This window comes from Glutamicibacter sp. AOP38-B1-38 (assembly GCF_052377485.1).
GTDB lineage: Bacteria > Actinomycetota > Actinomycetes > Actinomycetales > Micrococcaceae > Glutamicibacter.
Genome location: NZ_JBQSWU010000002.1, coordinates 35,350 through 60,096, shown reverse-complemented (window position 1 = coordinate 60,096; position 24,747 = coordinate 35,350). Strand labels below are relative to the sequence as shown.

Below are 24,747 nucleotides of genomic sequence, written 5' to 3'. Positions count from 1 at the left end.
TGGCGTGATGGTTTACCACCGCGATGGTGCCTGCCTTAGGCGTTGCGGTCGTCCTTGCCTTCGCCGTTCAAACGACGCAGGCTTTCCTCTGGGGATTCGGCGACGGCAGGAGCCTGCTCGGCGTCTTCGGCCGGGGCGGCGGGCGCATCGGCGTCCAGGAAGGTGGAGATGGCCTGGCGGTGCAAGGTGAGCACGACGCCGTTGGCGACCTCGACGAGCACGCGATCCTGCTCATCGATGCTGATGATGGTGCCGAAGATCCCCGAGTTGGTCATCACCTTGGCGCCCGGAACCGACTTGGTCTTCAGGGCTTCCTGCTGCTTGGAGACCTTCTTGCGGCCGCGGATCATCATGATGATCAGCACTGCGAACAGCGCCACCATCAGGATTATGGATGGGTTGAAGCCGCCACCGGCTGCCTGGGCAAGGACGAGGGAATTCACGTGTAATACCTGCTAACGATTCGTTAAAAGAATTAAGACGCCCGGGCATGCCAAAATCGGGGCATGTGTCGGGCGTCTCCAGTCTAATGGCTGAAAGCAAATCGCCTAGCCATTTACGCGGGCAGAGTAGAGTTATTCACCTAATCCACATCGGTTTCATAGTTTTGGGCTCCGGCAAAAATCGCGTCCTTGGGCATCACTAGGCCCAGATGCTCCCACGCCGCGGGCATCGCGATACGGCCACGCGGGGTGCGCCCCATCAAGCCTTCGCGGACCAGGAAGGGCTCGGCGACGGTTTCCACCGTCTCGCTTTCTTCTCCGACGGCGATCGCCAAGGTGGATAGCCCCACCGGGCCGCCGCCGAACTTCTTGCACAGCGCTTCGAGCACCGAACGGTCCAGCCGGTCCAGCCCCCTCGGGTCGACCTCATACATTTCAAGGGCAGCGGCTGCGGCGCTGGCATCGATCTGCTCGAGCTTGTTGACCAGCGCCCAGTCGCGCACGCGGCGCAGCAGGCGGTTGGCAATACGCGGGGTGCCTCGCGAACGGCTAGCGATCTCGCTGAATGCGGAGGAGGTCACGCGCAGGTCGAGCATCATCGCCGAGCGGCGCAGCACCAGTTCCAATTCTTCGACCGCATAGAATTCCAGATGCCCGGTGAAGCCGAAGCGGTCACGCAACGGCCCGGGCAGCAGCCCGGCGCGCGTGGTCGCACCCACGAGGGTGAACGGTGGAATTTCCAGCGGGATCGCGGTGGCTCCGGCCCCCTTGCCGACAATGATGTCCACACGGAAATCTTCCATCGCCATGTAGAGCATCTCTTCGGCCGGACGGGACATGCGGTGGATTTCATCCAGGAAGAGCACCTCCCCCTCGGTGAGCGAGGAGAGGATCGCGGCGAGGTCGCCGGCGTGCTGGATGGCAGGGCCGGAGGAAATGCGCAGCGGGGCGTTCATTTCGGCGGCGATGATCATCGACAGCGTGGTCTTGCCCAGCCCCGGAGGTCCGGAGAGCAGCACGTGGTCGGCGGTTCGCTCGCGGATTTTTGCCGCTTCCAACACCAGCGAAAGCTGCTGGCGCACCCGCCCCTGGCCGACGAAGTCATCCAGGTTCCGCGGGCGCAGGGCGGCCTCGATCACCCGTTCTTCCGGTTCGCTTCCGGCGTTTGTCAGCTGCGTGGACTCATTCACGGGGTCATCCTATCGGGCGCGGGCGCCGGTGGACATGCTGCGCAGGGCCGCACGCAGTATTTCGGAGACGTTGCCGGTTTCGACAACCTCTGGATTCGCCTTGCCCAGCGCCGTGAGCGTGGACTGGGCATCCTTTTCGGTCCAGCCCAAGCCGGTGAGTGCCTCGATAACCTGCGGCTCCCACACCGAGGCGGTGCCCGGGCGGCCTGTTGCGGTATCCACTCCGGTAGGTACGAGTTTTCCGTTCAGCTCCAGCACGATGCGGCTGGCGCCCTTCGGTCCGATGCCGGAGACCTTGGTGAAGGCGGCGGTGTCCTTGGTGTTCGCCGCGATGCGGACCTCTTCGGGGGTGTGCACCGCCAGGATCGCCAATCCGGTGCGCGGGCCAATGCCCGAGATGCCGATGAGCACCTCGAAGACCTCGCGTTCATCGGGCGTGGCAAAACCGAAAAGGGTCATCGAGTCTTCGCGCACCACCATCGAGGTGTGCACGGTGGCCTCGCGGCCCAGGTGCAGGGTGGACAGCGTGGCGGGGGTGGCGTGCACGAGCATGCCGAAGCCGTTGACGTTGATAACCGCGGAATTCAGGGTTGCCGCCTGGACCGTGCCGGTCAGTGAGCTGATCATGCCACTCCTCAAAAATATGTTCGAACGATCCCAGCTTATCGAAGATACCTACGAATGGCGATTAGCGGCGGGTTGCCCGGCGCTTCGACGAGGCTTCGGCGGCGATCCACGCCTGCTGGGCGGCGGTGAGCTGGTTCGAACCGACCCGCCCGGCGGTGGCCGAGGCCGAGGCCGAGGCGTTGGACCCGACCGCCGCACCGCGCCACCCGTGGGCGATGGCCAGGGCCACCGCATCGGCGGCATCGGCGGGCTTGGGCGGCTCGTCGAGCCGGCAGATCTTTGCGACCATCTTGCCGATGGCAACCTTGGTGGCCTGGCCGCTGCCGGTGACCGCGGCCTTCACCTCGGTCGGAGTGTGCAGAGCCACGGGAATGCCGCGGCGAGCCGCGGCGAGAATCACGATGCCGGTCACCTGGGCGGTGCCTATCACCGTGGACACGTTCGCCGAAGCGAAGACGCGTTCCAAGGCGAGCACGTCGGGCTGGTGCAGTTCGAGCCAGGCGTCGATCGCCTCGGCGATGGCCAGCAGGCGCGCGTCCAGCGGAGTGCCCGTCGGGGTGCCGGCCACGGTGAAGCCAACCAGTTCAACCTGCCGATTGGCGGCGACGTCGACCGCGGCCAGCCCGCAACGGGTCAGGCCGGGGTCGACGCCTACGATGCGCAGGGCCAAGCCGGTGCTTAGTTCTCTTCGTCGAGGGCCGCGCGGACCTCGTCGGAGAGGTCGGCGTTGGTGTAGACGCTCTGCACGTCATCGAGCTCTTCCAGCGCGTCGTACAGGTGCAGGAACTTGCGCGCCCCTTCGACGTCCAGGTCCACCTTCATCGACGGGATGAATTCCATCTCGTCGGTTTCGTAGGCGATCTCGGCTTCGTCCAAAGCCGCGGCCACGGCACGCAGATCCGAGGGATCGCAGACGATGGCGAAGTTCTCCTCTTCGTCCAGGATCTCGTCGGCGCCGGCATCGAGCACCACCATCAGCAGGTCATCCTCGGTCAGCTCGCCCTTGGGCAGGCGGACGACGCCCTTGCGGGCGAACAGGTAGGAAACCGAGCCGGGGTCGGCCACGGAGCCGCCGTTGCGGTTGATGCCCACGCGGACCTCGGAGGCCGCACGGTTCTTGTTGTCGGTCAGGCACTCGATCAGCAGCGCCGAGCCCTGCGGGCCGCGTGCCTCATAGATGATCTCGGTGTAGTCGACGACCTCGCCGGTCAGCCCGGCGCCGCGCTTGACGGCACGGTCGATGTTGTTGATCGGGACCGAATTCTTCTTCGCCTTGCTGACCGCAAGTTCCAGGGCCGGGTTGCCGGCCATATCGGCGCCGCCGACACGAGCGGCGACTTCGATGCCCTTGATGTACTTAGCGAAGGCCTTGGCGCGCTTGGCGTCGATCGCGGCCTTCTTATGCTTAGTGGTTGCCCATTTGGAGTGGCCTGACATGCTTTAAGCGTCTCCTCGCGTGATATTAATGAAAAATTCGTGGATAGCGCGGCTACCGGTAACTTCCGGATGGAAGCTGGTTGCCAACAAATTCCCCTGGCGTACTGCAACGATTCTACCTTGTGCGCGGCTTTCAGGGGCCGGAACCGTACTGAGCACCTGCACGTCGGGCCCGACTTCGAGGGCTTCGGGTGCGCGGATGAACACCGCATCGAGGCTGTGCCCGGCGAATTCCAGCGGGTATTCGAAGGAGTCGACCTGCCGCCCGAAGGCGTTGCGGCGCACTAGCATGTCGATCCCGCCCAGGGTCTGCTGCTGCAACCCGATGCTTGAAACCGCCGGGTTGTCCAGCCGGTCCGCAAGCATGATCATGCCCGCGCAAGAGCCATAGGCGGGCATTCCGGCGGCCAGGCGCGCCTTGATCGGTTCGGCCAGCCCGTAGCTGCGCGTCAGCCGGTCGATCACCGAGGATTCACCGCCCGGGATGATCAGCGCATCGACCGCCGCCAGCTCCTGGACGGTACGCACCGCGCTGGCCTTGACCCCGAGCCCGGAAAGGGCGTTGAGATGTTCGCGGAAGTCGCCTTGGAGCGCGAGCACGCCGATAACCGTCATGAATCTACCTTCGAATATTGCTTGGCTGAAGTGGCGCCGGAAAATTAGCGACGGATCAACGGTAGTTCCTGGTGGCACGTGACGCGGCGCATGTTTCCCGGTGTGTCGTGGATACGTTGGCCGCCGGCGGGCAATGTTGATAGCTTGCTTTGAGGTTCGGCGCGAAATCCGCCGGCCGTTGACGCCACCCGATTCGCCAAGGAGCTACCCGTTGGATGCCCAGCACAAAACCCTCGAACTGCCAGGCGGAGTGGATATGCCCGCGCTGGCCCTAGGCACCTGGCCGATGCGCGGGAACGAAGCGCGCGACGCCGTCGCCAGCGCCCTGCACCTGGGCTACCGGCATGTAGACACCGCCGAAAACTACGAGAATGAAGAGGCGGTGGGCGCCGGGCTGCGCGCCAGCGGGCTGCCGCGCGACCAGGTGTTCTTGACCAGCAAATTCAACAAGCGCTGGCATTCGTTCTCCGGGGTGGGCCAGGCGTTCGAGAATTCCGCGCAGCGCCTGGGTGTGGACTACCTGGACCTGTTTCTGATCCACTGGCCGAACCCGGACCAGGGCACCTTCACCGACGCGCTGGCCGGGCTCATCGAATTGCGCGAACAGGGAAAGATCCGCGCGGCCGGCGTCTCGAACTTCAAGCCGGCGCATCTGCAGGCGGTACGCGAGGCCGGGCTGCTGCCGGCGGTGAACCAGATCATGATCGACCCCGAGCACCTGAACGCCGAGACGCTGGCTGCCAATGACGCGCACGGGGTGCGCACGGTGGCCTATACCCCGCTGGGCCGGATGGGTGCATTCCTGCAGGCCGAGGCGATTAGCGCCCCGGCGGCGCACTACGGGAAAACCCCGGCGCAGATCACCTTGCGCTGGCATGTGCAGTCCGGTCGCGGGGCCGCGCCGAAGTCGGCGGATCCGCGGCGGCAGGCGGAGAATCTGGACATCTTCGATTTCGAGCTGACGGATGCGCAAATGCGCGCGATTGATGCGCTGGATTCCGGGGACGGCCCGAAGATGGACTCGGACAGCTTCGGGCACTAGTCCCGCATCAAAAGGCGGTGGACTTCATTAAAAGACGGTCTTCGACTGCGGATTGCGACCCAGGGACTCCTGGATAAGCAGGGTTGGCCCATCGCCTTCAATCAGCGCAGTCCCAAGCCCAGGCGCCTGTACGCCTCGGCTCCGAAGCCGCTGGCCTGATGCGCTTTGAGCACGTTGAAGGCCTGCTCCTGGTTTCCGACGAGCCGGGCAACCAGCCGGATCGCTTCGGCCAAGTCAATGCTCCCGGGCTCCTGGGCTTCGGCGAGAACAGGGAACGGCTCCAGCATCGATGGCTGGCTGACCTGCCGCGGTGCTTCTCCTAGCGCGCGACTCTGGATGGAGCCCAACACCAGAATCAAGGCGGCTCGTGTTTGCCCGGCGACTTGGTTATAGGCAAGCGCGGCCTCGAATGCCATATCTTCCCGGTACTGCACGCTGAGCGTGAGAGAAGTCAGCAGATCTCGCAGTTCCGAGATTTCTTCTTCCAATTTCGCGATGCGGTCTTCGGCCATGATTTGATCCTATAAGTTGAGGCTGCCAAAAAATTGCAAGAGTAACCGCAGTACGCCTCGGACAGCTGTTGCGATGACCTGGGCGCCTCCAAGGCCCACGGCCTTGGAGGCCACCGTAGATCTGGGCGCGGGGCAACTGGCTAATCGACTTCCCATGGCACCAGTCCGTCGTCGAATGCATCAAAGGCGTTCACGGTTTGTGTGGTGCGCGCAAGCGAAGCCTTGGCGTCGGCGGCCGGCAGGCAGTCATCGGCGGTGGCGACCTGGCACCAGCGCACCGGGGACTCGCTCAATTGATGCGGGACCCAGGCCAGCTCACTGAGCCCCCAGTCCTCCTTCGGGTCGCGGGTGAAGGTGGCCTTGATGCTGATCCCCTCGCGGTTCAGGATCGTGGGGGTGGCATGCTTGGCCACCGAGTTGCCCAGGCCGTAGACGATCCACGTCCCGGCGTGCTTCTCGATGGGCAGCACCGAATGGGTGTGGTGCATGTAGATGAAGTCGAAGGCGCCGGATTCGGCCAGGGCGCGCCCGAGCCGGCGTTGCGCCTCGGTGGGTTTGCTGCTGTATTCGGCGCCGTCGTGGATCGCGGCGACAACGATTTCGGCCCCATCTTTGGCCGCTTGCTTGGCCCGCTGGATGAGTTTGGCCGCGCCCACCCCGGTATCCACTTGCCAGTCGGCGTCCGCGCGCATCCCGTTCAGCGAATAGGTGCTGGCGATGATCCCGAACTTCACCCCATCCACCGTCATGATCGGCGGCTCCGCGGCCTCCTTGGCGGTGCGGTAGGAGCCGGTGGCGAACAGGTCCTGTTGCTCCAGGGTGTCCAGGGTGCGGTTGACCCCGGCGGTGCCCTTGTCCACGGTGTGGTTGGTGGCGGTGGTGCAGCCGTCGTAGCCGAGCTTGGCCAGGTCCGTGACGATCTGCGCCGGGACGCTGAACATCGGGTAGCCGGAGTACGGCGCGGTGCCGATCGGCGTCTCCAGGTTGCACAAGGCTACGTCCGCGTCCTGCACATAGGGCTCCAGCCCGGCCAGCAGCGGAGCGAAATCATGGCCATCGCCCGTTTCCGCCTCGGCAAGCAGCTGCGGGTGCAGCAGCACATCCCCGGTGGCCATCAGCGAGAGCTCCTGCGGTTCGGGAGGAGGGCTGGGGGTGCTTGGGACGGGCACTGGCTTGCTTTGCGGTGCGTTGGCCGTCGGCGTCGGCTCACCGGAGGTGTTCGCAGAACAGCTCGTGAGCAGGAGGAATGCGAGGAACACCGGGAGCGCGCGTTGCTTCATGGGCTCCAGCCTAGCGGCTGGGCGACCGTGTTAATGCAAGCTAAATCACGTGTCCTGTGGTTATCTGGCACTATGCCAAACCCGCTTCTGAACCCCAGCCAGCTGCCCTACCAGTGGCCAGATTTCGCGAATATCACTGCCGAAGATTACCTGTAGGCCGCCCATGCCGGTGCCGAGGAGCACCTTGGACAGATAGCGGCCATCGTGGCCGACTCTGCCCCGGCGAGCTTCGAGAACACCTTCCTCGCGCTGGAACGCAGCGGGCAGTTGCTGCGCCGCACGCTCATGGCCTATTTCAGCGTGCTTTCGGCGCACGGCACCGAAGAGCTGCGCGAGATCCAGTCCGAACTCAACGGCATCCTGACCGCACAGCGCGACGAGATCCAGCTGAACCCGGATCTCTATGCGCGGCTGCGCGGTGTAGACCTGGAAACACTGCAGGGCGAAGATGCCCGGCTGGCCGGAGAGACGCTCAAATCTTTCGAGCTTGCTGGCGCCCGATTGGACGCGCAAGCCAAGGAAGAGCTCAAGTCGCTGAATGCGCGGCTTTCCCAACTGTCCACCGAGTTCTCCAGCAAGGCGCTGGAAAACCAGAACGCCCACGCGGTCTACTTTGCCGATGCCCAAGAGCTTGAAGGCCTGGAACCGGCCCAGCTGGACTCCGCCCGCGCCGCGGCCGCAGCCGCCGGGCACGAGTCCGGATGCCTCTTGCCGCTGGTTTCCCCCACCGGGCAGCCAGTGCTGGCATCCTTGGCTCGGTCGGAGTCCCGGCGCAAGGTATTCGAAGCGTCGCTCAGCCGCGGCTTGAGCGAAAATTCAACGCTGCCACTGGCCGCGGAGATGGCCGCGCTGCGGGCCGATCGGGCGGCACTGCTTGGCTATGCCAACCATGCCGAAACCGTGCTGGCCGACGCGACGGCACCCTCCACGCAGGCGGTGGCCACGCGCCTGAAGGAGCTGACCCTGGCCGCGGTGCGGAACGCGGATGCAGAAGCGGAAACGCTGCGCGAATTGGCCGGCGGTCAGCTGAACGCCTGGGACTGGTCCTACTATTCCAATCAGGTGTTGCGCGAGCGCTATGCGGTGGATTCGGCGGCCCTGCGCCCCTACTTCGAGCTGGACTCGGTGCTGCACCAGGGCGTGTTCGCCACCGCCGGAAAACTCTATGGGCTCAGCTTCAGCGAACGCTTCGATTTGCCGACCTACCATCCGCAGGTGCGGGTGTGGGAGGTATTCGATGCCGACGGGAGCCCGCTGGGCCTGTACAGCGGAGACTTCTTGGCACGCGAAACGAAGAAGGGCGGGGCCTGGATGACCTCGATCCGCGACGCCGCCGCGGATCTTCACGAACGCCCTATCGTCACCAATACGCTCAATATCCCGGCCCCGGGGCCCGGGCAGCCGATCCTGCTGACCCTGGATGAGACCAATACGCTCTTCCACGAGTTCGGCCATGCCCTGCACGGTCTGCTTTCCGACGGGAAGTATGCGACGCTCTCGGGGACCTCGGTGCCGCGGGACTTCGTCGAATTCCCCTCGCAGGTCAACGAGATGTGGGTGCTGCATCCCGAGGTAGTCGGCGGCTATGCGCGGCACCATGAGAGCGGCGAGGCGCTGGCGGATGAGCTGATTGAGAAGATCCGCGCGGCCGAGCTGTGGGGCCAGGGGTTCGCGACCACCGAATACCTGGCGGCCAGCGTGCTCGACTGGGCCTGGCATACCTTGGAGCCCGGCACGCGCATCACCGACCCGGAAGAATTCGAGCGTGAGACATTAACCAACTTCGGGTTCACCCCAGAACTGATCCCGCCACGCTATCGGACCGCGTATTTCCAGCATATATTCGCCAACGGCTACTCGGCCGGGTACTACTCCTACATCTGGTCCGAAGTACTGGATGCCGACACTGTGCAGTGGTTCGAGGAAAACGGGGGCTTAATGCGCGAAAATGGAATGCGGTTCCGTGAGGAATTGCTCGCGCGTGGAAATACGCGCGATCCACTTGAGTCTTACGAAATGTTCCGCGGCCGCAGCGCACGGGTCGAACCGCTGTTGCGCCGTCGAGGATTGGTGAACGCAGAATAATGACGACAATTGCCTCCGCGCAGGAAGCTCTCAGCCATTGGCAGCAGGCCCTCGCGGTAGCCACCGGCGGCAAGATCTTTACCACCCACGGCTGTTCTTGGGCCTGGCAGCCGGTGCGCAAGCGCCTGGTGCTGCTCTTCCCCGAGCAGGCCGAGCCCGCGGGCCTGCGTCCGGCGCTGGCCGAGGGAATGCGGCTGGGTGCCCAACGGGTGGAGGCCTGGGTGAACTCCGGGTCCGATGCCAAGGGGCTGAAGGAAGCCGGCTTCACCGACAGCGCGCAGATCGCTTGGCATGCCGGACGGCTGGCGATCCCGATGAATCGCTGGGAGGGAAAAATCCGTTTGGGCAACAACGTTCCCGAGGCCACCGGCCCGGATGCCGCCGAGCTGAAGGTGACGAATCTGTGGCGCGAGACCTCCACACAGCTCTCCAGCGGCCACCCGGCGCTGCGCCGCGTGGAGCACGCGGTGGCGCGCACCGAGGAGGGGGATATCGTCGGACGCGGATTCGTGCAGCAGGGTCTGGGCGGGCAGCTGATGGTGCATTCCCTGGCGGTGGGCACCGGCTATCGGCGCCAGGGCGTGGGGACCGCGCTCTTGCACGGGCTGTCGCGTTCGCTGATCAACCCGCTGGATCCGCCCGATGAGGAAAAAACCCAGGAGCTGCTGGCCGCGTGCACCCCGGGCAGTGCCGAATTCTTCAGCTCCAATGGGTTGCGTCTGCTCGGCCGCGGAAGGCATATGATTCTGCGTTCCTGGAACTAGATTGCGGCTTGCGGCTGTGGCGGGACACCGGTTTTCACCGGGTCCCGCCACAGCCGTTTAACTCCTGTTTGCCCTAGGCCAGGGTTTTGACCCGGTAGACCAGCCGGGCAAAGGGGCCAGCCTGGCGCGCCTCGGCCAGCTCCAGCCGCTCGCTGCCGATGCTGCGCGGCAGCAGGGCCGCTCCCCCGGCCACCGTCGCCGGAGCAATGGTCAGCGCGAGTCGATCGAGCGCATCGATATCGAGGAACTGGCCGAGCAGTTCCCCTCCGCCGAGCACCCAGATATCAGCTTCGCCCGCCGCGCGGCGGAGCTCCGGCAGCTGCTCGGAGGCCGAGCCGCTGACTAGTTTCACGTTCGCCCCCTCGGGGATCGGCAGCTGCCGATGGGTGAAGACGTAGGTGGGCTTGTCCCCGTAGAGCTTTTGCCACTTGGCCGGTTCGGCCAGCAGATTTTCGTGTTCCAGCACCCATAGGTAGGTGTTGGCGCCCTCCACGTGCACGCCCACGTTCTGCGGCAGCAGTCCCGGATCGGGTTCGCCGGCACCGGGCACGTCGAAGAGCCATTGCAGGCTGTGGTTCTCATCGGCCAAGAAGCCATTCAGGGTGACGGCCGCGTCGAAAATGATCTGTGTCATGGGCTCAGTCTGCCATTTTTCGGAGCTACTGCAAGCTCGGCACCGGCGCCTGCACGGAACTCTTCGCGAAGGCCGAAAACCCTCGGCGGTTGCCGGCTGTCGACTGGCAAGAACTGATCGTCGTTCGCATTGGCAACGGCGCATTCGCCTCCAGAAGAGGCAGGTGCTCAAGCTCATTGCGCTAGACTTCTAGTCATCATGATCAGCCCGTTGCCGCAAGGCGCGGGCTGATTTTCTTTGTTGGCAGGCCCATGGCGGTGTACATGAAGCCGTGGCTATCCGTCGAGGAACAGATTGATCGACTCATTGGGCACTACGGGAATCCGCAGAACGCACCGGGCCAGCGCAACGTCGGGTTAGTCCTCGCGCTCGACCACTCGCGTGACGAAAATGCCTTGGCGGTTGAACTATGGGCTCAAGGACGAGCTCGGCATGATCTCCCGCGGGGAGACGTCGCACGAGCGGTGGCAACATAAGCGGACAGCGAAGGGCGCGGCCCGCATCTGGTTCTATGTCCACGAGCGCACGGTCTTCCTGGAACAGGTTGACACGAGCCACCCGAATGAAACGAAGTAGCCCCTTTTTTCGAATGAACTACGTGGACTCGCCACTGTGCGGGCGGGTCGTGCCAAGCTGTGCCCGCCTCCAGTGCAGATTCATATTGCGTCTCGTGCTCGTCGGAAGTTCACCATCTGCCAACCGCAATTATCCGTTGATCGACGCATCTCCCTGCAGCGACGGGCATAACGAACCGGGGCCACGCCACCAATTACAGGCAGCGTGACCCCGGAGAGTGTCAGTTGGCAGCTATTACCAGCCGCGCTCGGAGAGGCGGTGCGGCTCTGGCAGCTCGTTGACGTTGATGCCGACCATCGCTTCGCCCAGACCGCGGGAGATCTTGGCCAGCTCATCCGGGTTGTCGTAGAAGGTGGTGGCCTTCACGACGGCAGCGGCGCGCTGCTCCGGGTTGCCTGACTTGAAGATGCCCGAGCCGACGAATACGCCGTCGGCGCCCAGCTGCATCATCATCGCAGCGTCGGCCGGGGTGGCGATGCCACCGGCGGTGAACAGCACCACGGGAAGCTTGCCGGTGTGCGCGATTTCCTTGACCAATTCGTACGGGGCCTGCAGTTCCTTGGCCGCCACGTAGAGCTCGTCCTCGGGCAGGGCCGCCAGCTTGGCGATTTCGGCGCGGATCTTGCGCATGTGCCCGGTGGCGTTCGAAACGTCGCCGGTGCCTGCTTCGCCCTTGGAACGGATCATTGCCGCACCCTCGTTGATGCGGCGCAGGGCCTCGCCCAAGTTGGTGGCGCCGCAGACGAACGGCACGGTGAATGGCCACTTGTCGATGTGGTGCTCGAAGTCCGCCGGGGAAAGGACCTCGGACTCATCGATGTAGTCCACGCCGAGGGACTGCAGGATCTGCGCCTCGACGAAGTGGCCGATGCGGGCCTTGGCCATCACCGGGATGGAGACCTCGGCGATGATCGAGTCGATCATGTCCGGGTCGCTCATCCGCGAGACGCCGCCCTGGGCGCGAATGTCGGCAGGAACGCGTTCAAGTGCCATCACTGCCACCGCACCGGCATCTTCGGCGATGCGTGCTTGTTCCGGGGTGACAACGTCCATGATGACGCCGCCCTTAAGCATTTCGGCCATGCCGCGCTTGACGCGCTGGGAGCCGACGACGGTATCGCGACGCTGATCTGCTGATGACATTTTCGGGAAATTCCTTTCGAACACGTGATTGCACAATGGTGCTATGCCAGTAATCGTAGGAGCGCTTTGCTTTATTACCTCCCGTGTTGCGTCACAAACGACTACAGGTAGATTCATCCCCTAATTATCGGTTAGTGCGTAACATTGAGATTCCACGTTTAAGCACTAGTCAACACGTTTTTTGAATGGGACTTTAGGCTCGGCGTCCAGGGCGTCCGCAACCCGGTATTTTTCCGGCTGTCCGCTCCCTTCAGGATTTGCCCGCTCCAGGCGCGCCACCTCAGCGGAGATATGTCGCAGCAGCGGCGCATCGTTGCCAATATCCGCTGCCACCGAACGCAGTTGCCCTGCGTAGGCCAGAAGGCGCGAGGTGTAGCGCTTGGTGAAAGAGGGATCCGGATCGCTGGCGCGGCGATGGGTCGATTCGAAGTTTTCGGCCAGCTCCTCGACGGCTGGCTCCACTGAGTCCAGTACCTGCAGCAGTGCGCGATCCGCCGCCTGCGGGATCGCGCACAGACCCAGCTGGTAGAAGTGCCGGGTGCGCACCGCGGCCGCTAGGCGCTCCAGCGGGCTGAGTGTTTCCAGCCAGCCGCGCAGGAACTTGTCGCACGCCTCGTCGTAGTCAAATTGCAGCTCTTCGAGCAACTCGATCAGGGTGCCGATGGAATACCGCGCGGCGCCTTGGACCGCGAAACGCATTTCATGCTCTGTCCCGCCGATGATCCAGGCACGCAGCTCCTCAAGGGTTCCGGTCGGTGTCATGGCGCGCACCCGGGCGGGAAGTCGCCACGATGCTTGGCGGATCCGGCGTTATCGCCCCAGGACAGGGCCGCGAGGTTTGCCACTTCGTGCTTGACCATTCTTGGCCCGCAGGACGCCTCCGGCATTTCGCGTGGCTCTGCGGCACTTGGCAGCGGCTGGGACGCAGCGCCGGCACTAGGGTTCATGGATTGCCTCCGGCGCTGCGGGTGGATCTTGAGCGGACAGCCTCAGTCTAGCTACGTAGCTGCGGATTTGATCCAGCAAATCACCAGATAAGGCGGGGCAGAACGGCATTAAAAGACTCGGGGCGGCAAGAACGATTCAACGTTCTTGCCGCCCCGGCTCAAGCAGTGGCGAATCCTAGGCTGGATTTTCACTTTCCCATGCGCCGGCAATGGCCTCGCGGACCTCGGAGAGGGTCTGCGGGATGGCCTTGGTCTGCGCGATGATCGGGAAGAAATTTCCGTCCCCGCTCCAGCGCGGCACGATGTGCTGGTGCAGGTGCGCGGCGATCCCCGCGCCTCCGGCCTCGCCCTGGTTCATGCCCAGGTTGAAGCCGGCTGGGTTGGAGACCTGGCGCAGCACGCGCATCGACTGCTGGGCCAGGGCCGCCATCTCCGCGGTCTCCTCCAGCGTGATGTCCGTATAGTTCGGCACGTGGCGGTAGGGGCAGACCAGCAGGTGGCCCGGGTTGTACGGGAACAGGTTCAGGATCACGTAGCAGGTTTTCCCGCGGTGCACGATCAGCGCTTCTTCATCGGTGCGCTTCGGACCGGCGCAGAACGGGCAGCTGGCCTCGTCCTTGACCTGGTCCTGCCCGCCCTTGATGTAGGCCATGCGGTAGGGAGTCCACAGGCGCTGGAACGAATCCGGCACGCCGGCGAGTTCAAAATCGTCGGTGACGGACCGATCTGCGTGGTGTTGCATACCCATGGACTCCCTTGCCCGTACTAGTTGCTGTTGTCGCGGCTCTTGATGGCCTCGACGATGCGGGCTACCGCGTCATCGACCGGAACCTGATTCTCCTGGCTGCCATCGCGGAAGCGGAAGGAGACCGCATTCGCGTCGGCATCCTCTCCACCGGCGATGAGCACAAACGGGATCTTGTCCTTGGAAGCGTTGCGGATCTTCTTCGGGAAGCGATCCGAGGAGTCATCAAGCTCCACGCGCACGCCCTGGGCCTTCAGCTTCGCAACAACCTCGCCGAGGTAGTCGTTGAAGGCCTCGGCCACCGGAATGGCACGAACCTGCACCGGGGAGAGCCAGGCCGGGAAGGCACCGGCGTAGTGCTCGGTGAGCACACCCAGGAAACGTTCGATGGAACCGAACTTCGCCGCGTGGATCATCACCGGCTCCTGGCGGGAACCGTCGGCCGCCTGGTACTCCAGGCCGAAGCGGGCCGGCTGGTTGAAGTCGTACTGCACGGTGCCCATCTGCCAGGTGCGGCCGATGGCGTCCTTGGCCTGCACCGAGATCTTCGGGCCGTAGAAGGCCGCGCCGCCCGGATCGGCGACGAGCTCGACGCCGGATTCGGTGGCCACGCGCTCTAGCACCTCGGTGGCTTCCTCCCACTGCTCTGCGGTGCCGATGAACTTATCGGATTCCGGATCGCGGGTGGATAGCTCCAGGTAGAAGTCGTCCATGCCGAAGTCGCGCAGCAGCGAGAGCATGAAGTTCAGCAGGTGCTCAACCTCGGCCGGCGCCTGCTCCTTGGTGACATAGGAGTGGCTGTCATCCTGGGAGAAGCCGCGCACACGGGTCAGTCCGTGGACCACGCCGGACTTCTCGTAGCGGTAGACATGCCCGAATTCGAAGAGGCGCAGCGGCAGCTCGCGGTAGGAGCGGCCACGGCCACGGAAGATCAGGTTGTGCATCGGGCAGTTCATTGCCTTCAGCCGGTACTCCTGGCCCTGCTTGGTGATGTTGCCGTCCTCGTCGCGCTCCTCATCGATGTGCAGCGCCGGGAACATGGTGTCCGCGTAATACGGCAGGTGGCCCGAGGTGTGGAAAAGCCCATCCTTGGAGATGTGCGGGGTGCCCACGTACTGGAAACCCTCTTCGACGTGGCGATCGCGCACGTAGTCTTCCATCTCGCGCTTGATGATGCCGCCCTTGGGGTGGAACACCGGCAGACCCGAACCCAGCTCGTCCGGGAAGGAGAACAGGTCAAGTTCCGCGCCGAGCTTGCGGTGGTCGCGGCGTTCGGCCTCGGCCAGGCGCTCCTGGTAGGCCTTGAGATCTTCCTTGGTTGGCCAGGCGGTGCCGTAGATGCGCTGCAGCTGCTTGTTCTTCTCGCTGCCCAGCCAGTAGGCGGCGGCCGAACGGGTCAGTGCGAAGGCGTTCTTGATCAGCTTGGTGTTCGGCAGGTGCGGGCCGCGGCACAGGTCCTTCCAGACGGTCTCCCCGCTCTTGCGGTCGACATTGTCATAGATGGTGGTTTCGCCGGCGCCGACCTCGACGTTGACGCCCTCACCGGAGGTATCATCGGAGTCCGCCTTGGCCAGCAGCTCGCACTTGTAGGGCTCGTTGGCCATTTCGGCCTTGGCCTCATCGGGGGTGACCTCGCGGCGCGCGAAGAGCTGGTTCTGGTTGATGATCTTCTGCATCATCTTTTCCAGCTGCTTCAAATCTTCCGGGGTGAACGGCTCTTCGACATCGAAGTCGAAGTAGAAGCCGTCGGTGATGTAGGGGCCGATGCCGAGCTTGGAGTCCGGGCGCAGCTGCTGCACGGCCTGGGCCATGACGTGAGCGGTCGAGTGGCGCAGCACCTCCAACCCTTCCGGATCGCTGATGGTGACACGGGTGACGGTGGTGCCTGCTTCAAGCTCGCGGGCCAGGTCGCGCAATACGCCGTCGACGTGCATGACAACCACGTCTTTATCCTTGGCGTAGAACTGCAAACCGGTTGTTCCCGCGTCCACCTGGACCTGCTCGCCATCGATGGTGAGAGTGCGCTGCTCGCTCATGAGATCGGGTTCTGCCTTTCAATCTGTGATGGCTTCATAGCTTGTGGCATACCTTGGCCACAGCCAGCCATCATCCAGTTTAGTTCAGGTCGCCGACATAGCGTGCTTTCACTACAGGTTTTACGGCGTTTGATCCTCGCCATATGACTCATTCAACAAGGACTCCTCGGTGAACAGGCTCATGACATGCCACACCTGGCGTGATTCCACCGGCTGGGCGCTGGCGATCTTGCCGCTCTTCAAATCCTCGCGGAAGGCCGGGACCACCTCTTCCATCCGGTGGATGAGCTCTTGCATTTCATCCTGGGTGAGCATGAGATTGCTCGTTTGCATCTGCGCCTTGACCGGCCCGGGTCCCTGCCCCCGATAGTGCTGTTCGGCATGGCGCAAGGCAGCCTGGAGGCGCCGCTGCTCATCGTGGATGGCCTGCCCCAGATATGCATCCATGGCGGTTCCGGTTTGATCTTCCGGCCGCTCCCCTACCTCGCCGGTGGTGTACCCGCGCGCCGCGGGCTTCCACACGCGATCCCGCTTGTCGCGAGCCAGCTCGGGGACTTCGACGATCATCTCGGCTTTGGCCAGCTCGCGCAGGTGGAAGCTGACCTTATTTGCCGGAATCCCCAGGGTGAGCGCCAGATCTGCCGCACGAGCAGTTTCCATGGCAGAAAGCGTGTCGAGAATCTGCCGCCGCAGGGGGTTGGCGATGGCTTTGAGCATGGGTGTAGTGAATGTGACCGGCGGCTCGTTGTGGCTCATGAGCACAGCATAGCAATTCCCCAATTTAAATTGCGCAAGTTCTATTGCGCAATATTATTTGCGGACTTATGGTTGATTCATGACGCTCACCCCAGCTCCGGATCTACCCGCCGTTGCACCCGAGGCCACTCGGCTTCCCCGGCTTTCCTCCCAACCTGCCTACCGGCGCTGGTGGGCCGCGGACACCTCGGCCCTGCTGGCCGGCGGCATCTACCAATTCGCCCTCCCCCTGCTGCTGCTCGCGGCCACCGGCTCCCCCGCCCAAGCCGGCGCATTGGCGGCGCTGGGGCTGCTCGCCCGCACGAGCCTGACCATGGCCGGCGGAGCGATGGCGGACCGGGCCGAGCGGACGCGGATGATCGTGCTCGGCGGATTGACCGGCGCGGCGCTCTCCGGGGCGTTAGCGGTGGCGGCCTGGACCGGAACTCTCGGAGCATCGCTCCTCTGCGTGGCTCATGTGCTGATGGAGCTGCGCTCGGGATACTTCTCGAGCGCCAGCAACGCCGCGTTGAAGGATGCGGTGCACCCCGGGCAATTAGGCCGCGCAATGGCGGCAAACCAGGGCCGCGATGCGACGCTGGCCCTGGCCTCGGCGCCGCTGGCCGGGATGCTCCTGAGCTTCGGCGCGGGCCTCACCTAGCTTCTGGTCAGCGTCCTGCAGCTCATCTCGGCGGTGGCCGGGCGGATGCTCGCCGCCCCGCTGCGCAGCGCCCGCAGCAGGCCCGGTGCCTCGAAGCAGCCCGCCGAGCGCATCGCCGGCGGAGTGCTGCCGGGGATGCGCTGGTGCTTCGCCCGGCCCCAGCTGCGGACCCTGCTCTTATTGATCGTCGTGGTCAACCTGGGCACCAACGGCGTTGCCACCACGCTGATTTATGGCTTGCAGCAGCGCGGCGAGGCTCCGTGGGTGATTGGGCTGGTCGCCACGTGCATGGGCGTGGGCATGCTGCTCGGCTCGCTGCTAGCCACCGGGCTGATCGACCGTTTCCGCACCGGCCCCTTGACCTGCTTCTGCCTCACAACGCTAGGGCTGGGCAGCCTGCTCATGGGGTTCGGCTCCAGCCTGTGGTGGATGGGAGCGATGCTGGCGCTGTCCTTCCTCAGCGTGCCGGCGCTGAATGCCGGATCCGGAGGGTACTTCATGGCGGTGATCCCGGCAGAGATGGCCGGACGGGCCAGCGCGCTGGTGACCTTCATGGCACTCTCGGCCCTGCCGCTGGCGCCATTGTGCGCCGGTATCGGCATCCAGTGGCTGGGCATGGGACCCACGCTGGTCTTCTTCGGCTCGCTGGTGATGCTCGCCGCACTGGGCGCGTGGTGCTCCCCGCTGATTCGCGGCATCCCCGGCACCGGGCAGTGGAATGAAGTCCAACTGGCAACGACGGCGGATAAGCGGCAGCGCAGCGCCGAGGCGCCGGCGGACGCCAACGCCGGCGACGGGTCCCACCGCACCGGTGCATCGCGTGGCGGCAAAGCACTGGCCCGCACACACCATGGACGTTTCCCCGATCCCTACGGCCAGCAGCCGCACACCACCCATCGCCCGCTGCCGCCGACCGAGCAGTGGAATTACCTGTAGAGAAGCTCGCGCAATTTATCCCACGCCGCCCGGCCGTTCCGTTGAGAGCCGGGAAAATTCGGGTACGGCGATGTAAAGCGGTCCCGCGCCAGCACGCTCTGGGATCCCAGGAGGAGGCAACGGTGTTCAAACCCGCATATGGGCGAGGTGCGCCGGTGGTCAATAGCCGTCTTCTCGGCGCGAACAATATTCAAATGCACCACAGCATAGTTCTCGGGCTAGCGGATTCAGGAAAGCATGGGCTTATTAACTCATTCGCTTTCCAGCAGGCGCCCTCGGTAGACAGCGAAGAGCTGGCACTTAGCCGAAGCGATATGCGATCCGTCGCGGCTTGTGCCGCTGGAGCCTCCGCTGCTAACTGGCTTTGCCGGAAGACACCACTTTGTAGTTGAGTAAGGCAGCGGTTCGCTCATTGTTTCCATCGCCCAGGGATTCATTCAGAGTTGCAATATCGCGTGCGCGATCAGCGAGGATATGGAAGCGGTTTTCCGGAAGCGGACGACTCAATACCTTGCCCTGTGCATTTTTGAGGACATAGAGGCCCTCGCCGACGGGAACCAGCGATGCCTCATTCTCAGCCATTGCCTCGGCACGTTCGCTTCTTGAGCCCCTGACCCGAAATCGTCGTGCGTCGTTGGCCGGTACCTTCATCTGGTCTCGTCCCCTTCCACAAAATTCATACTGTCAGTTGAACTGATTGTACTCGGCGGGCCTGTATTTTCATCGGGCGAATCCTCGATGTGGATCTCCATTTCGAGGTCCAGGAATCTTTCCATCAACCGTCGAACATATTTCTTCTCCTTGGACGGAACCTTCCAGAACCCTCGGGCTTTGACCCAATGAACAATCACCTCCCCTGGCCCACCTGCCACCCCGGGAGATTCTGGTGCCACTTGCAACTGAAGTAGCGCATGGGCTTCCCCGGCCAGCGGGGCATCCCGTTTATTTGCAAGGTTCACTGCATACTCGACCCGTTTCCACCATTGGTCCGAGTGATCGACGCGTAGCCGTAGCCACAAGGTCCCGAAGGCAGCTACTGCCACGAGCGCTGCGATCACTAGTGTGGCCGCTGGAGCTATGACTACTAGGAGCTTGGCCCAATTTGGCAGGGAGCTGGCAAATTCGTCCATACGCGTATCGTACGACCAAAATAGCGCAATGAACTCGTTTATCCACAGCACCAATAAGCCACGGTTCATGCCGTTCTCCAAGTGGTGACTTTGCGACTCAGGCTCCTATAGTGTGAAGGCCGATTCGCGATGCACTATCGCAACTCTGAAGTCACGCACGGACATGGGCATCGAAGCCACAAGGGCTTGGTGGAGAGGTTCCCAACTCTTCCGAAAGCCGGACGCGAGTCCTAGGCTTGAGCCATGAACAAGTCGGCCCCACCGACCATCAGCGCAATCACCCTCGGCGTGCGCGATGTCGGTGCTTCAACAAGGTTCTATACCGAGGGACTGGGGTTCGAGCTGGTCCAGCCGGCCCACCCGGAGATCGCGTTCGTCCGCGCCGGACACGGACTGATGCTCGCGCTGTGGGATGTCTCGCAGATGCCCAGCGAATACGGCAACATCGGCCACGGCGAGAAGGCTCCCCCGGTGTCCCTGGGCCACAATGTGCGCTCCGATACCGAGGTCGAACATCACTACCGGCGAGCGCTGGATGCCGGGGCCAGCTCGGTGTCCGAGCCGACGGTGCAGCCGTGGGGCGGGATGAGTGCCTGCGTAGCCGATCCGGACGGGTTCCGCTGGGATTTTGTGCATAATCCGTCGTTCGTCATTGGTGCAGACGGGCATGTGACGTCGGTATAGCGGCTGCGGCTTGCTTGGTGGCCAGTCTTCTTCAGTGCGAGCGCCGCGCATGGATGAACTCCGCTTTGCCGGCGAGGTAGCCGATGCGGTCCCCGGGGTTCTGCAACGCCACGCGCCGCTTGAGCGCGCCATAGGCTTCGCGTTCGGTTGCGTGCGTTCGCAGGTAGTTCCGAAAGGCCAGGTAGCTACTCCACTCCGCCGCCCCGTGCTCGATGACGTGGGCGTTGACCAGCCGGATTCCCGGTTCGATTTCGAATCCATACATCAAATCCGGGCGGCAGGCGTCCTTTTCACCGAGGCAGAGAAAGCCCAGGCTCAGCAACCACGGATGAATGCGGTCCAGATCTGCCTCCGCCTCGAACCCGATGGCGAGGTCGAGGATCGGCTTGGCGGCGAGCCCGGGAACGGCGGTCGAGCCGATATGCTCGATGGCCCCGATACCTGCGGGTCGGGTCGCGTTCAAGACGTTCGCCACACCGGCGAAGACCTCGGTCCAGCGCGGCGACGGCGCAGCCAGGGCAACGGCTCCGCGGCGCAGCCCGAGGTCCGCCGCGCTCAGGCTTGCCACCAGGGCCGGATCCAGCGGTTTGGGAATTTCCGTTCGCAGGCGCCGCGGCCGGTTGTCTGGACTGGTGCTCATGCAATGATCCTAAGCCCCGCGCTGGTCCAGCCCCTCGGCGTTCATGCGCTTGGCCAGTTCGTCTACGCTCTGCCCTCCGGTGGCGCCTTGGCCGAGTTTGGGCCGGTAGCTGGGTTGCGGGCGGGCCGCCGAGTCAAGGTACCCGGCGCCCGGCAGCGTGTCCGGGGCGTGCAGGTCCCAGGCGTTCAGCGCCTGCAGGGAGATGCCACGCGGGCCGGTGCGCCGGGTGATGCCGTGGATCAGCAGCATGCGCGTGGAGAAGAGCAGCGGGCCGGTGCGCTGCTGGGTGTCATCGAAGAAGGTGGCGTCCACGCAGCCGGTCCCGTCATCCACGGATATGAACACCACCCGCTTGCCTCCGCGCATCGGCGGGGTCTGCGTGGCGATGCGCACCCCGGCGACCAGCACTTCGGCGCCGTTGCGCAGGTGCAGCAGTTCCACCGCCTGGGTGATGGGCAGGTGGGCCAGGCGTGTGCGGTAGGAGGTGATCAGGTGTTCGCTCACGTCCAGGTGCAGCAGGTCCAGTTCGGTGCGCACTACCTCTTCGGTGCTCAGCTGCTTGCCGGTGGCCTTGATGTGCTCAATGGCGCCCAGCGGCAGGGCGAGCTGTCCGGGGCCGGGCCGGTATTTGACCGGGATGCTGGCGTGCGCCATGGACTGGGTGTGGGCGATGGTGTCCGCCCTGCTGGTGCCGGCAAGGAGCGAATCGAAGACGCCGAGCGCCGCGAGGTTCTGGTAGCTGCGCCGGGACAGGCCGGCGCGTTGGCGGACGTCCGCGAGGCTGTCATAGGGTTGCCCGGCGACCAGCCGGGTGACCTCGCGTTCGCTCAGCTGGTGGATGTCGCGGAAGGCCAGGCGGATGCCGTATTGGCCGGGGCGGATGGTTCCGGCGGCGCGCGGGACGATCGGGGTGCCGTGCACGGCATGTTCGAAGACGCGTTCGACTCGGTAATGGCCGGTGGAGCGGTTGACGTCCAGCGGGAGGATGGGAATGTTCATCCGGCGTGCCTCGGAGACCAGCAGGCGTTTGGGGTACATGCCCGGGTCGTGTTCCCAGATGCCGGCGAGGAATGCCTCGGGGTGGTGCGCCTTCAGCCAGGCCGAATGGTAGGTGGGTACGGCGAAAGCCGCCCCGTGGGCCTTGCAGAAGCCGAAAGAGCCGAAGCCCGCGAGCACCTTCCAGACCTTGTCGATGATCTCCGGAGCGTAGCCCTTTCGCGCAGCGCTGGTGCGGAAGAATTTTTCGACCGCGGGTTCCTGGGCCGGGTTGCCCAGATGCCGCCGGTAGACGTCTGCCATCCCCAGGGTGCAGCCGGTCATCACATGGAGCATGCGCAGCACCTGTTCGTGGAAGACGGTGACCCCATGGGTTTCGGCGAGCGCGGGCTTCAGATCCGGGTGCAGGAACTGCTCGGGAGCGAAACCGTGGCGGTGCTCCAGGTAGGGCTTGACCATATTCGATTGCATGGGTCCGGGGCGGAAGAGCGAGATGTCGATGATGAGGTCGTTGAATTCGGTGGGGGCGAGCTTGCCGATCAGTTCGCGTTGGCCCGGGGATTCGATTTGGAAGCAGCCCAGGGTGTGGGTGGAGCGGATCAGCTCATAGGTGATCGGGTCATCCAGCGGAACGCGGGCGAAGTCGATCTGTCCGTTCTCTTCGATGTACTCCGAGCCCCGGTGTCCCCCGGCGCGGGCGACCGCCTGCTTCGAGGGATGCAGGCGCTTGATCTCCTCCAGCGTGTAGGCGATGGCCGATTGCATGCGCACCCCGAGCACGTCGAGCTTGATCAGCCCCATTAGGTCCATATCGTGCTTGTCGTACTGGCTCATCGGCAGCCCCATCCCGGAGGGCTGGACCGGGGTGCGGTCCAACAGGCTCGCGTCGGAGAGGATCACCCCGCAGGGGTGCATGGAGATATGCCGAGGCAGCCGGTCCAGGCGTTCGGTCGCGTCGATGAGGATGTCCAGTTGCCCGTCGGAGGTGATGCGCTTGGCCAAGGGGGCGAGTTCCGGCTTTTCCTCCAGCGCCTCGCGGAAGGAGGAGGCGGAGAAGCGCCAGAGCTGCTTGGCGATCTCGTCGACCTGTTCCTGCTCCAGGCCGAGGGCGGCTCCGGCGTCGCGGACGGCGCCGCGTGCCCGGTAGGCGTTTTGCATGCTCATCAGGCTCACACGCTCCTCCCCATAGGTGTCGAAGATCTTGTGATAGATCTCGTGGCGGCGCGCGGATTCCACGTCGATGTCGATATCCGGCAAGGTGGTGCGGGTATCGGAGAGGAAGCGTTCGAAGACCAGGTCGTGCTGCAGCGGGTTGACCTGGCTGATTCCCAGCAGGTAGTTGACCAGGGAGGAGGCGCCGGAGCCGCGGGCAGCCACCCGCACGCCCATGCCGGTGATCAGGTTGACGGTTTCGGCGACGGTGAGGAAGTAGCCGGCGAAGTCCAGCCTTTCGATCACCCCCAGCTCCAGGGCCAGCTGCTTTTCGATCTCGCTGCGCTTGGTGTTCGGCAGCAGACGCGGCGCGGCGGCGAAGACTCGTTCGGTCAGTTCCTGCTGGGCCGGACGGTGCAAGCCGATGATTGTCGCTTCGGGGATCACCGGCCGCTTCCAGCCAAGATCCGTATGCGCATCCAGCGCCGCCCAGTTAGCGAGCTGCTCGGTATTGCGCAGGAGCCTATAGGCCCAGGCACGTTCGGTCACCCGGGAGAGGTCTTGGGCTAGCTGGTGCATCTGGGCCGGGGTTTTCAGCCATCCCTGCCCGGTGGGCTGCAGCTCTTCCAGCGCGCTGAGCCTGCCCAGCACCCGGGCCGAGTCGAGGATGTCGGCGGTGACCGCCCCGTCGGCGTCGGCATAGCGCACCGCGTTGCTGAGCACCGGGGCGATGCCAAGCTCCGCGGCGAAGCGCAGCAGCTTGCTGGCGAAGCCCAGGCTGTAGCGCTTGCCGGGTGCGGAGAGGTGGGTGGTGATTTCTGCGCGCAGCTGCCCGCCGGCCAGCTTCTTCCAGTGGGCCATCAGCGCTCGGGCCTGAGAGTATTTGCCGCGCTCGATGGCCCGCGACACGTCGGATTCGGCACCGAGCAGCAGCACCAGTTGCCCGCCGGCCAGCCGCTGCGCCAGGTCGGCTTGGCTCAGCCCGATGATTCCGCGCGGGTTCTGGTGCGCCGCGGAGACCGCGCGGCACAGTGCGGCGTATCCGCGTCCTTGGGTGTTTCCGCGGGCGAGCAGGATAATGCGTCCGGCGGGTTTTCCCTGGCCGTCAAGTACCGCGAGGTTCACTCCGAGGATCGGGCGCAGCCCCTCGGCGAGGCAGGCTCCGACATGCTTGACCGCGCCGAAGAGCCCGTCTCGGTCGGTGAGCGCCAGCGCCTCGGCTCCCTGCGCGCGGGCGGCGGCCGCCAGCTGGGGCGGGCTGGAGACGCCATAGTGCGCGCTATAGGAGGAGGTGACGTTCAGGTGGGTGAAGCTCATGGGCGGATCCTTCGAAACAGCGTAGGAATACCATTAGAACAAAGTTTCGAAAGATGTGCATTTATGCCCGGTCAGGCGCTGATCGGCAACTCCTGATTCACCCGGATCAGCCGCCAGCGCGTGGATTGCGGATCAAAACTGACGTCAATGCTCCGCGCGGGGCCGCGGCCCGCAGCTTGGGTGATCTCCAGCCGCCAGATCTCGTAATCCGCTAGTCCAGCGCCAATTCCGCGGGGTATGCGCAGGTTTTCGTCCCACCATTTGCGGCGTTCGAACCACCGTTGCGGCTCGGCGACCAGCCGATACTCGCAACCCTGCCAGGAAACCCGCAAAGGCACCCCGCTTGGGGCGCAGGAAACCTGGATCGACTCGGTAAAAATGCCCACGTGCAACTCCTTCAACCCTACTAACTCAATCTTA

At 64.3% G+C, this 24,747-nt stretch carries 26 protein-coding genes; 7 read left to right on the top strand and 19 right to left on the bottom strand.

Going from position 1 to position 24,747, the window contains the following annotated elements:
* Positions 1-35 precede the first annotated feature (35 nt).
* From yajC to pdxT, 6 genes are all read right to left on the bottom strand, one after another.
* Entirely contained in the window at positions 36-443 is a 408-nt protein-coding gene (gene yajC, locus ACT3TP_RS01410) for a preprotein translocase subunit YajC (RefSeq protein ID WP_096284830.1), read from the bottom strand.
* A gap of 140 nt (positions 444-583) precedes the next feature.
* A complete protein-coding gene (gene ruvB / locus ACT3TP_RS01405) occupies positions 584-1,633 on the bottom strand; it encodes a Holliday junction branch migration DNA helicase RuvB (protein WP_096284832.1) in 1,050 nt (349 codons plus the stop codon).
* Positions 1,634-1,642: 9 nt separating this feature from the next.
* Entirely contained in the window at positions 1,643-2,260 is a 618-nt protein-coding gene (gene ruvA, locus ACT3TP_RS01400; RefSeq protein WP_096284834.1) for a Holliday junction branch migration protein RuvA, read from the bottom strand.
* Between the two features lie 61 nt (positions 2,261-2,321).
* Positions 2,322-2,930 carry a crossover junction endodeoxyribonuclease RuvC gene (locus tag ACT3TP_RS01395; protein ID WP_096284836.1) on the bottom strand — a complete coding sequence of 203 codons (609 nt, stop codon included), beginning with the start codon at positions 2,928-2,930 and terminating at the stop codon, positions 2,322-2,324.
* Positions 2,931-2,938: 8 nt separating this feature from the next.
* Positions 2,939-3,697: a YebC/PmpR family DNA-binding transcriptional regulator gene (locus ACT3TP_RS01390; RefSeq protein ID WP_096284838.1), complete on the bottom strand. Its 759-nt coding sequence runs from the start codon at positions 3,695-3,697 to the stop codon at positions 2,939-2,941.
* Between the two features lie 3 nt (positions 3,698-3,700).
* A complete protein-coding gene (gene pdxT / locus ACT3TP_RS01385; protein ID WP_105569034.1) occupies positions 3,701-4,312 on the bottom strand; it encodes a pyridoxal 5'-phosphate synthase glutaminase subunit PdxT in 612 nt (203 codons plus the stop codon).
* A gap of 211 nt (positions 4,313-4,523) precedes the next feature.
* Between pdxT and ACT3TP_RS01380 the strand changes: the two genes are divergently transcribed.
* Positions 4,524-5,354 carry an aldo/keto reductase gene (locus tag ACT3TP_RS01380; RefSeq protein WP_258133851.1) on the top strand — a complete coding sequence of 277 codons (831 nt, stop codon included), beginning with the start codon at positions 4,524-4,526 and terminating at the stop codon, positions 5,352-5,354.
* 101 nt (positions 5,355-5,455) lie between these two features.
* Here the strand turns inward: ACT3TP_RS01380 and ACT3TP_RS01375 are convergent, their stop codons facing one another.
* Positions 5,456-5,866 (bottom strand): hypothetical protein, encoded by a 411-nt coding sequence (locus ACT3TP_RS01375; protein ID WP_105649100.1) that lies wholly within the window; start codon positions 5,864-5,866, stop codon positions 5,456-5,458.
* A gap of 140 nt (positions 5,867-6,006) precedes the next feature.
* Positions 6,007-7,146 carry a CapA family protein gene (locus tag ACT3TP_RS01370; protein WP_444618926.1) on the bottom strand — a complete coding sequence of 380 codons (1,140 nt, stop codon included), beginning with the start codon at positions 7,144-7,146 and terminating at the stop codon, positions 6,007-6,009.
* Positions 7,147-7,350: 204 nt separating this feature from the next.
* On the opposite strand from ACT3TP_RS01370, the gene ACT3TP_RS01365 reads away from it, so the two are divergent.
* Positions 7,351-9,231, top strand: a complete 1,881-nt coding sequence (locus tag ACT3TP_RS01365; RefSeq protein ID WP_444618924.1) for a M3 family metallopeptidase — start codon at positions 7,351-7,353, stop codon at positions 9,229-9,231.
* The gene (locus tag ACT3TP_RS01360) at positions 9,231-9,995 is read left to right on the top strand and encodes a GNAT family N-acetyltransferase (protein ID WP_096284850.1); all 765 of its coding nucleotides are present in this window, start codon (positions 9,231-9,233) and stop codon (positions 9,993-9,995) included. Before ACT3TP_RS01365 ends, ACT3TP_RS01360 begins: the two co-directional genes overlap by 1 nt.
* A gap of 73 nt (positions 9,996-10,068) precedes the next feature.
* Here the strand turns inward: ACT3TP_RS01360 and ACT3TP_RS01355 are convergent, their stop codons facing one another.
* Positions 10,069-10,629 carry a dihydrofolate reductase family protein gene (locus tag ACT3TP_RS01355; RefSeq protein WP_096284852.1) on the bottom strand — a complete coding sequence of 187 codons (561 nt, stop codon included), beginning with the start codon at positions 10,627-10,629 and terminating at the stop codon, positions 10,069-10,071.
* A gap of 381 nt (positions 10,630-11,010) precedes the next feature.
* Between ACT3TP_RS01355 and ACT3TP_RS01350 the strand changes: the two genes are divergently transcribed.
* Entirely contained in the window at positions 11,011-11,205 is a 195-nt protein-coding gene (locus ACT3TP_RS01350; protein WP_141393501.1) for a hypothetical protein, read from the top strand.
* 234 nt (positions 11,206-11,439) lie between these two features.
* On the opposite strand, the gene pdxS is transcribed toward ACT3TP_RS01350, so the two are convergent.
* From pdxS to ACT3TP_RS01325, 5 genes are all read right to left on the bottom strand, one after another.
* Positions 11,440-12,348 carry a pyridoxal 5'-phosphate synthase lyase subunit PdxS gene (pdxS, locus tag ACT3TP_RS01345; RefSeq protein ID WP_096284856.1) on the bottom strand — a complete coding sequence of 303 codons (909 nt, stop codon included), beginning with the start codon at positions 12,346-12,348 and terminating at the stop codon, positions 11,440-11,442.
* Between the two features lie 165 nt (positions 12,349-12,513).
* The gene (locus ACT3TP_RS01340) at positions 12,514-13,110 is read right to left on the bottom strand and encodes a hypothetical protein (RefSeq protein ID WP_096284858.1); all 597 of its coding nucleotides are present in this window, start codon (positions 13,108-13,110) and stop codon (positions 12,514-12,516) included.
* A gap of 360 nt (positions 13,111-13,470) precedes the next feature.
* Complete coding sequence (locus tag ACT3TP_RS01335) at positions 13,471-14,037, bottom strand: HIT family protein (protein WP_444619048.1); 567 nt, start codon at positions 14,035-14,037, stop codon at positions 13,471-13,473.
* 23 nt (positions 14,038-14,060) lie between these two features.
* Positions 14,061-16,076, bottom strand: a complete 2,016-nt coding sequence (gene thrS / locus ACT3TP_RS01330) for a threonine--tRNA ligase (RefSeq protein WP_444618922.1) — start codon at positions 16,074-16,076, stop codon at positions 14,061-14,063.
* A 120-nt stretch (positions 16,077-16,196) separates the two neighbouring features.
* The gene (locus ACT3TP_RS01325) at positions 16,197-16,832 is read right to left on the bottom strand and encodes a helix-turn-helix domain-containing protein (protein WP_444618920.1); all 636 of its coding nucleotides are present in this window, start codon (positions 16,830-16,832) and stop codon (positions 16,197-16,199) included.
* Positions 16,833-16,911: 79 nt separating this feature from the next.
* Here ACT3TP_RS01325 and ACT3TP_RS01320 point away from each other — a divergent pair, with 79 nt between their 5' ends.
* On the top strand, positions 16,912-17,472 hold the full coding sequence (locus ACT3TP_RS01320) for a hypothetical protein (RefSeq protein WP_444618918.1): 561 nt from the start codon (positions 16,912-16,914) through the stop codon (positions 17,470-17,472).
* Between the two features lie 33 nt (positions 17,473-17,505).
* Positions 17,506-18,408, top strand: coding sequence for an MFS transporter (locus tag ACT3TP_RS01315; protein ID WP_444618916.1), 903 nt, complete (start codon positions 17,506-17,508; stop codon positions 18,406-18,408).
* Between the two features lie 354 nt (positions 18,409-18,762).
* Here ACT3TP_RS01315 and ACT3TP_RS01310 read toward each other — a convergent pair whose 3' ends face one another.
* Both ACT3TP_RS01310 and ACT3TP_RS01305 read right to left on the bottom strand, forming a co-directional pair.
* Positions 18,763-18,990: a hypothetical protein gene (locus tag ACT3TP_RS01310; RefSeq protein WP_096284868.1), complete on the bottom strand. Its 228-nt coding sequence runs from the start codon at positions 18,988-18,990 to the stop codon at positions 18,763-18,765.
* Between the two features lie 65 nt (positions 18,991-19,055).
* A complete protein-coding gene (locus ACT3TP_RS01305) occupies positions 19,056-19,607 on the bottom strand; it encodes a hypothetical protein (RefSeq protein ID WP_096284870.1) in 552 nt (183 codons plus the stop codon).
* A 174-nt stretch (positions 19,608-19,781) separates the two neighbouring features.
* Between ACT3TP_RS01305 and ACT3TP_RS01300 the strand changes: the two genes are divergently transcribed.
* Positions 19,782-20,222, top strand: coding sequence for a VOC family protein (locus tag ACT3TP_RS01300; protein WP_096284872.1), 441 nt, complete (start codon positions 19,782-19,784; stop codon positions 20,220-20,222).
* Between the two features lie 31 nt (positions 20,223-20,253).
* On the opposite strand, the gene ACT3TP_RS01295 is transcribed toward ACT3TP_RS01300, so the two are convergent.
* The 3 genes from ACT3TP_RS01295 to ACT3TP_RS01285 form a co-directional block, all read right to left on the bottom strand.
* Entirely contained in the window at positions 20,254-20,862 is a 609-nt protein-coding gene (locus tag ACT3TP_RS01295; protein WP_444615663.1) for a GrpB family protein, read from the bottom strand.
* Between the two features lie 9 nt (positions 20,863-20,871).
* Positions 20,872-24,327 (bottom strand): DNA polymerase III subunit alpha, encoded by a 3,456-nt coding sequence (locus tag ACT3TP_RS01290; RefSeq protein WP_444618914.1) that lies wholly within the window; start codon positions 24,325-24,327, stop codon positions 20,872-20,874.
* 71 nt (positions 24,328-24,398) lie between these two features.
* Positions 24,399-24,713 carry a hypothetical protein gene (locus tag ACT3TP_RS01285; RefSeq protein WP_444618912.1) on the bottom strand — a complete coding sequence of 105 codons (315 nt, stop codon included), beginning with the start codon at positions 24,711-24,713 and terminating at the stop codon, positions 24,399-24,401.
* Between the last annotated feature and the right edge of the window lie 34 nt (positions 24,714-24,747).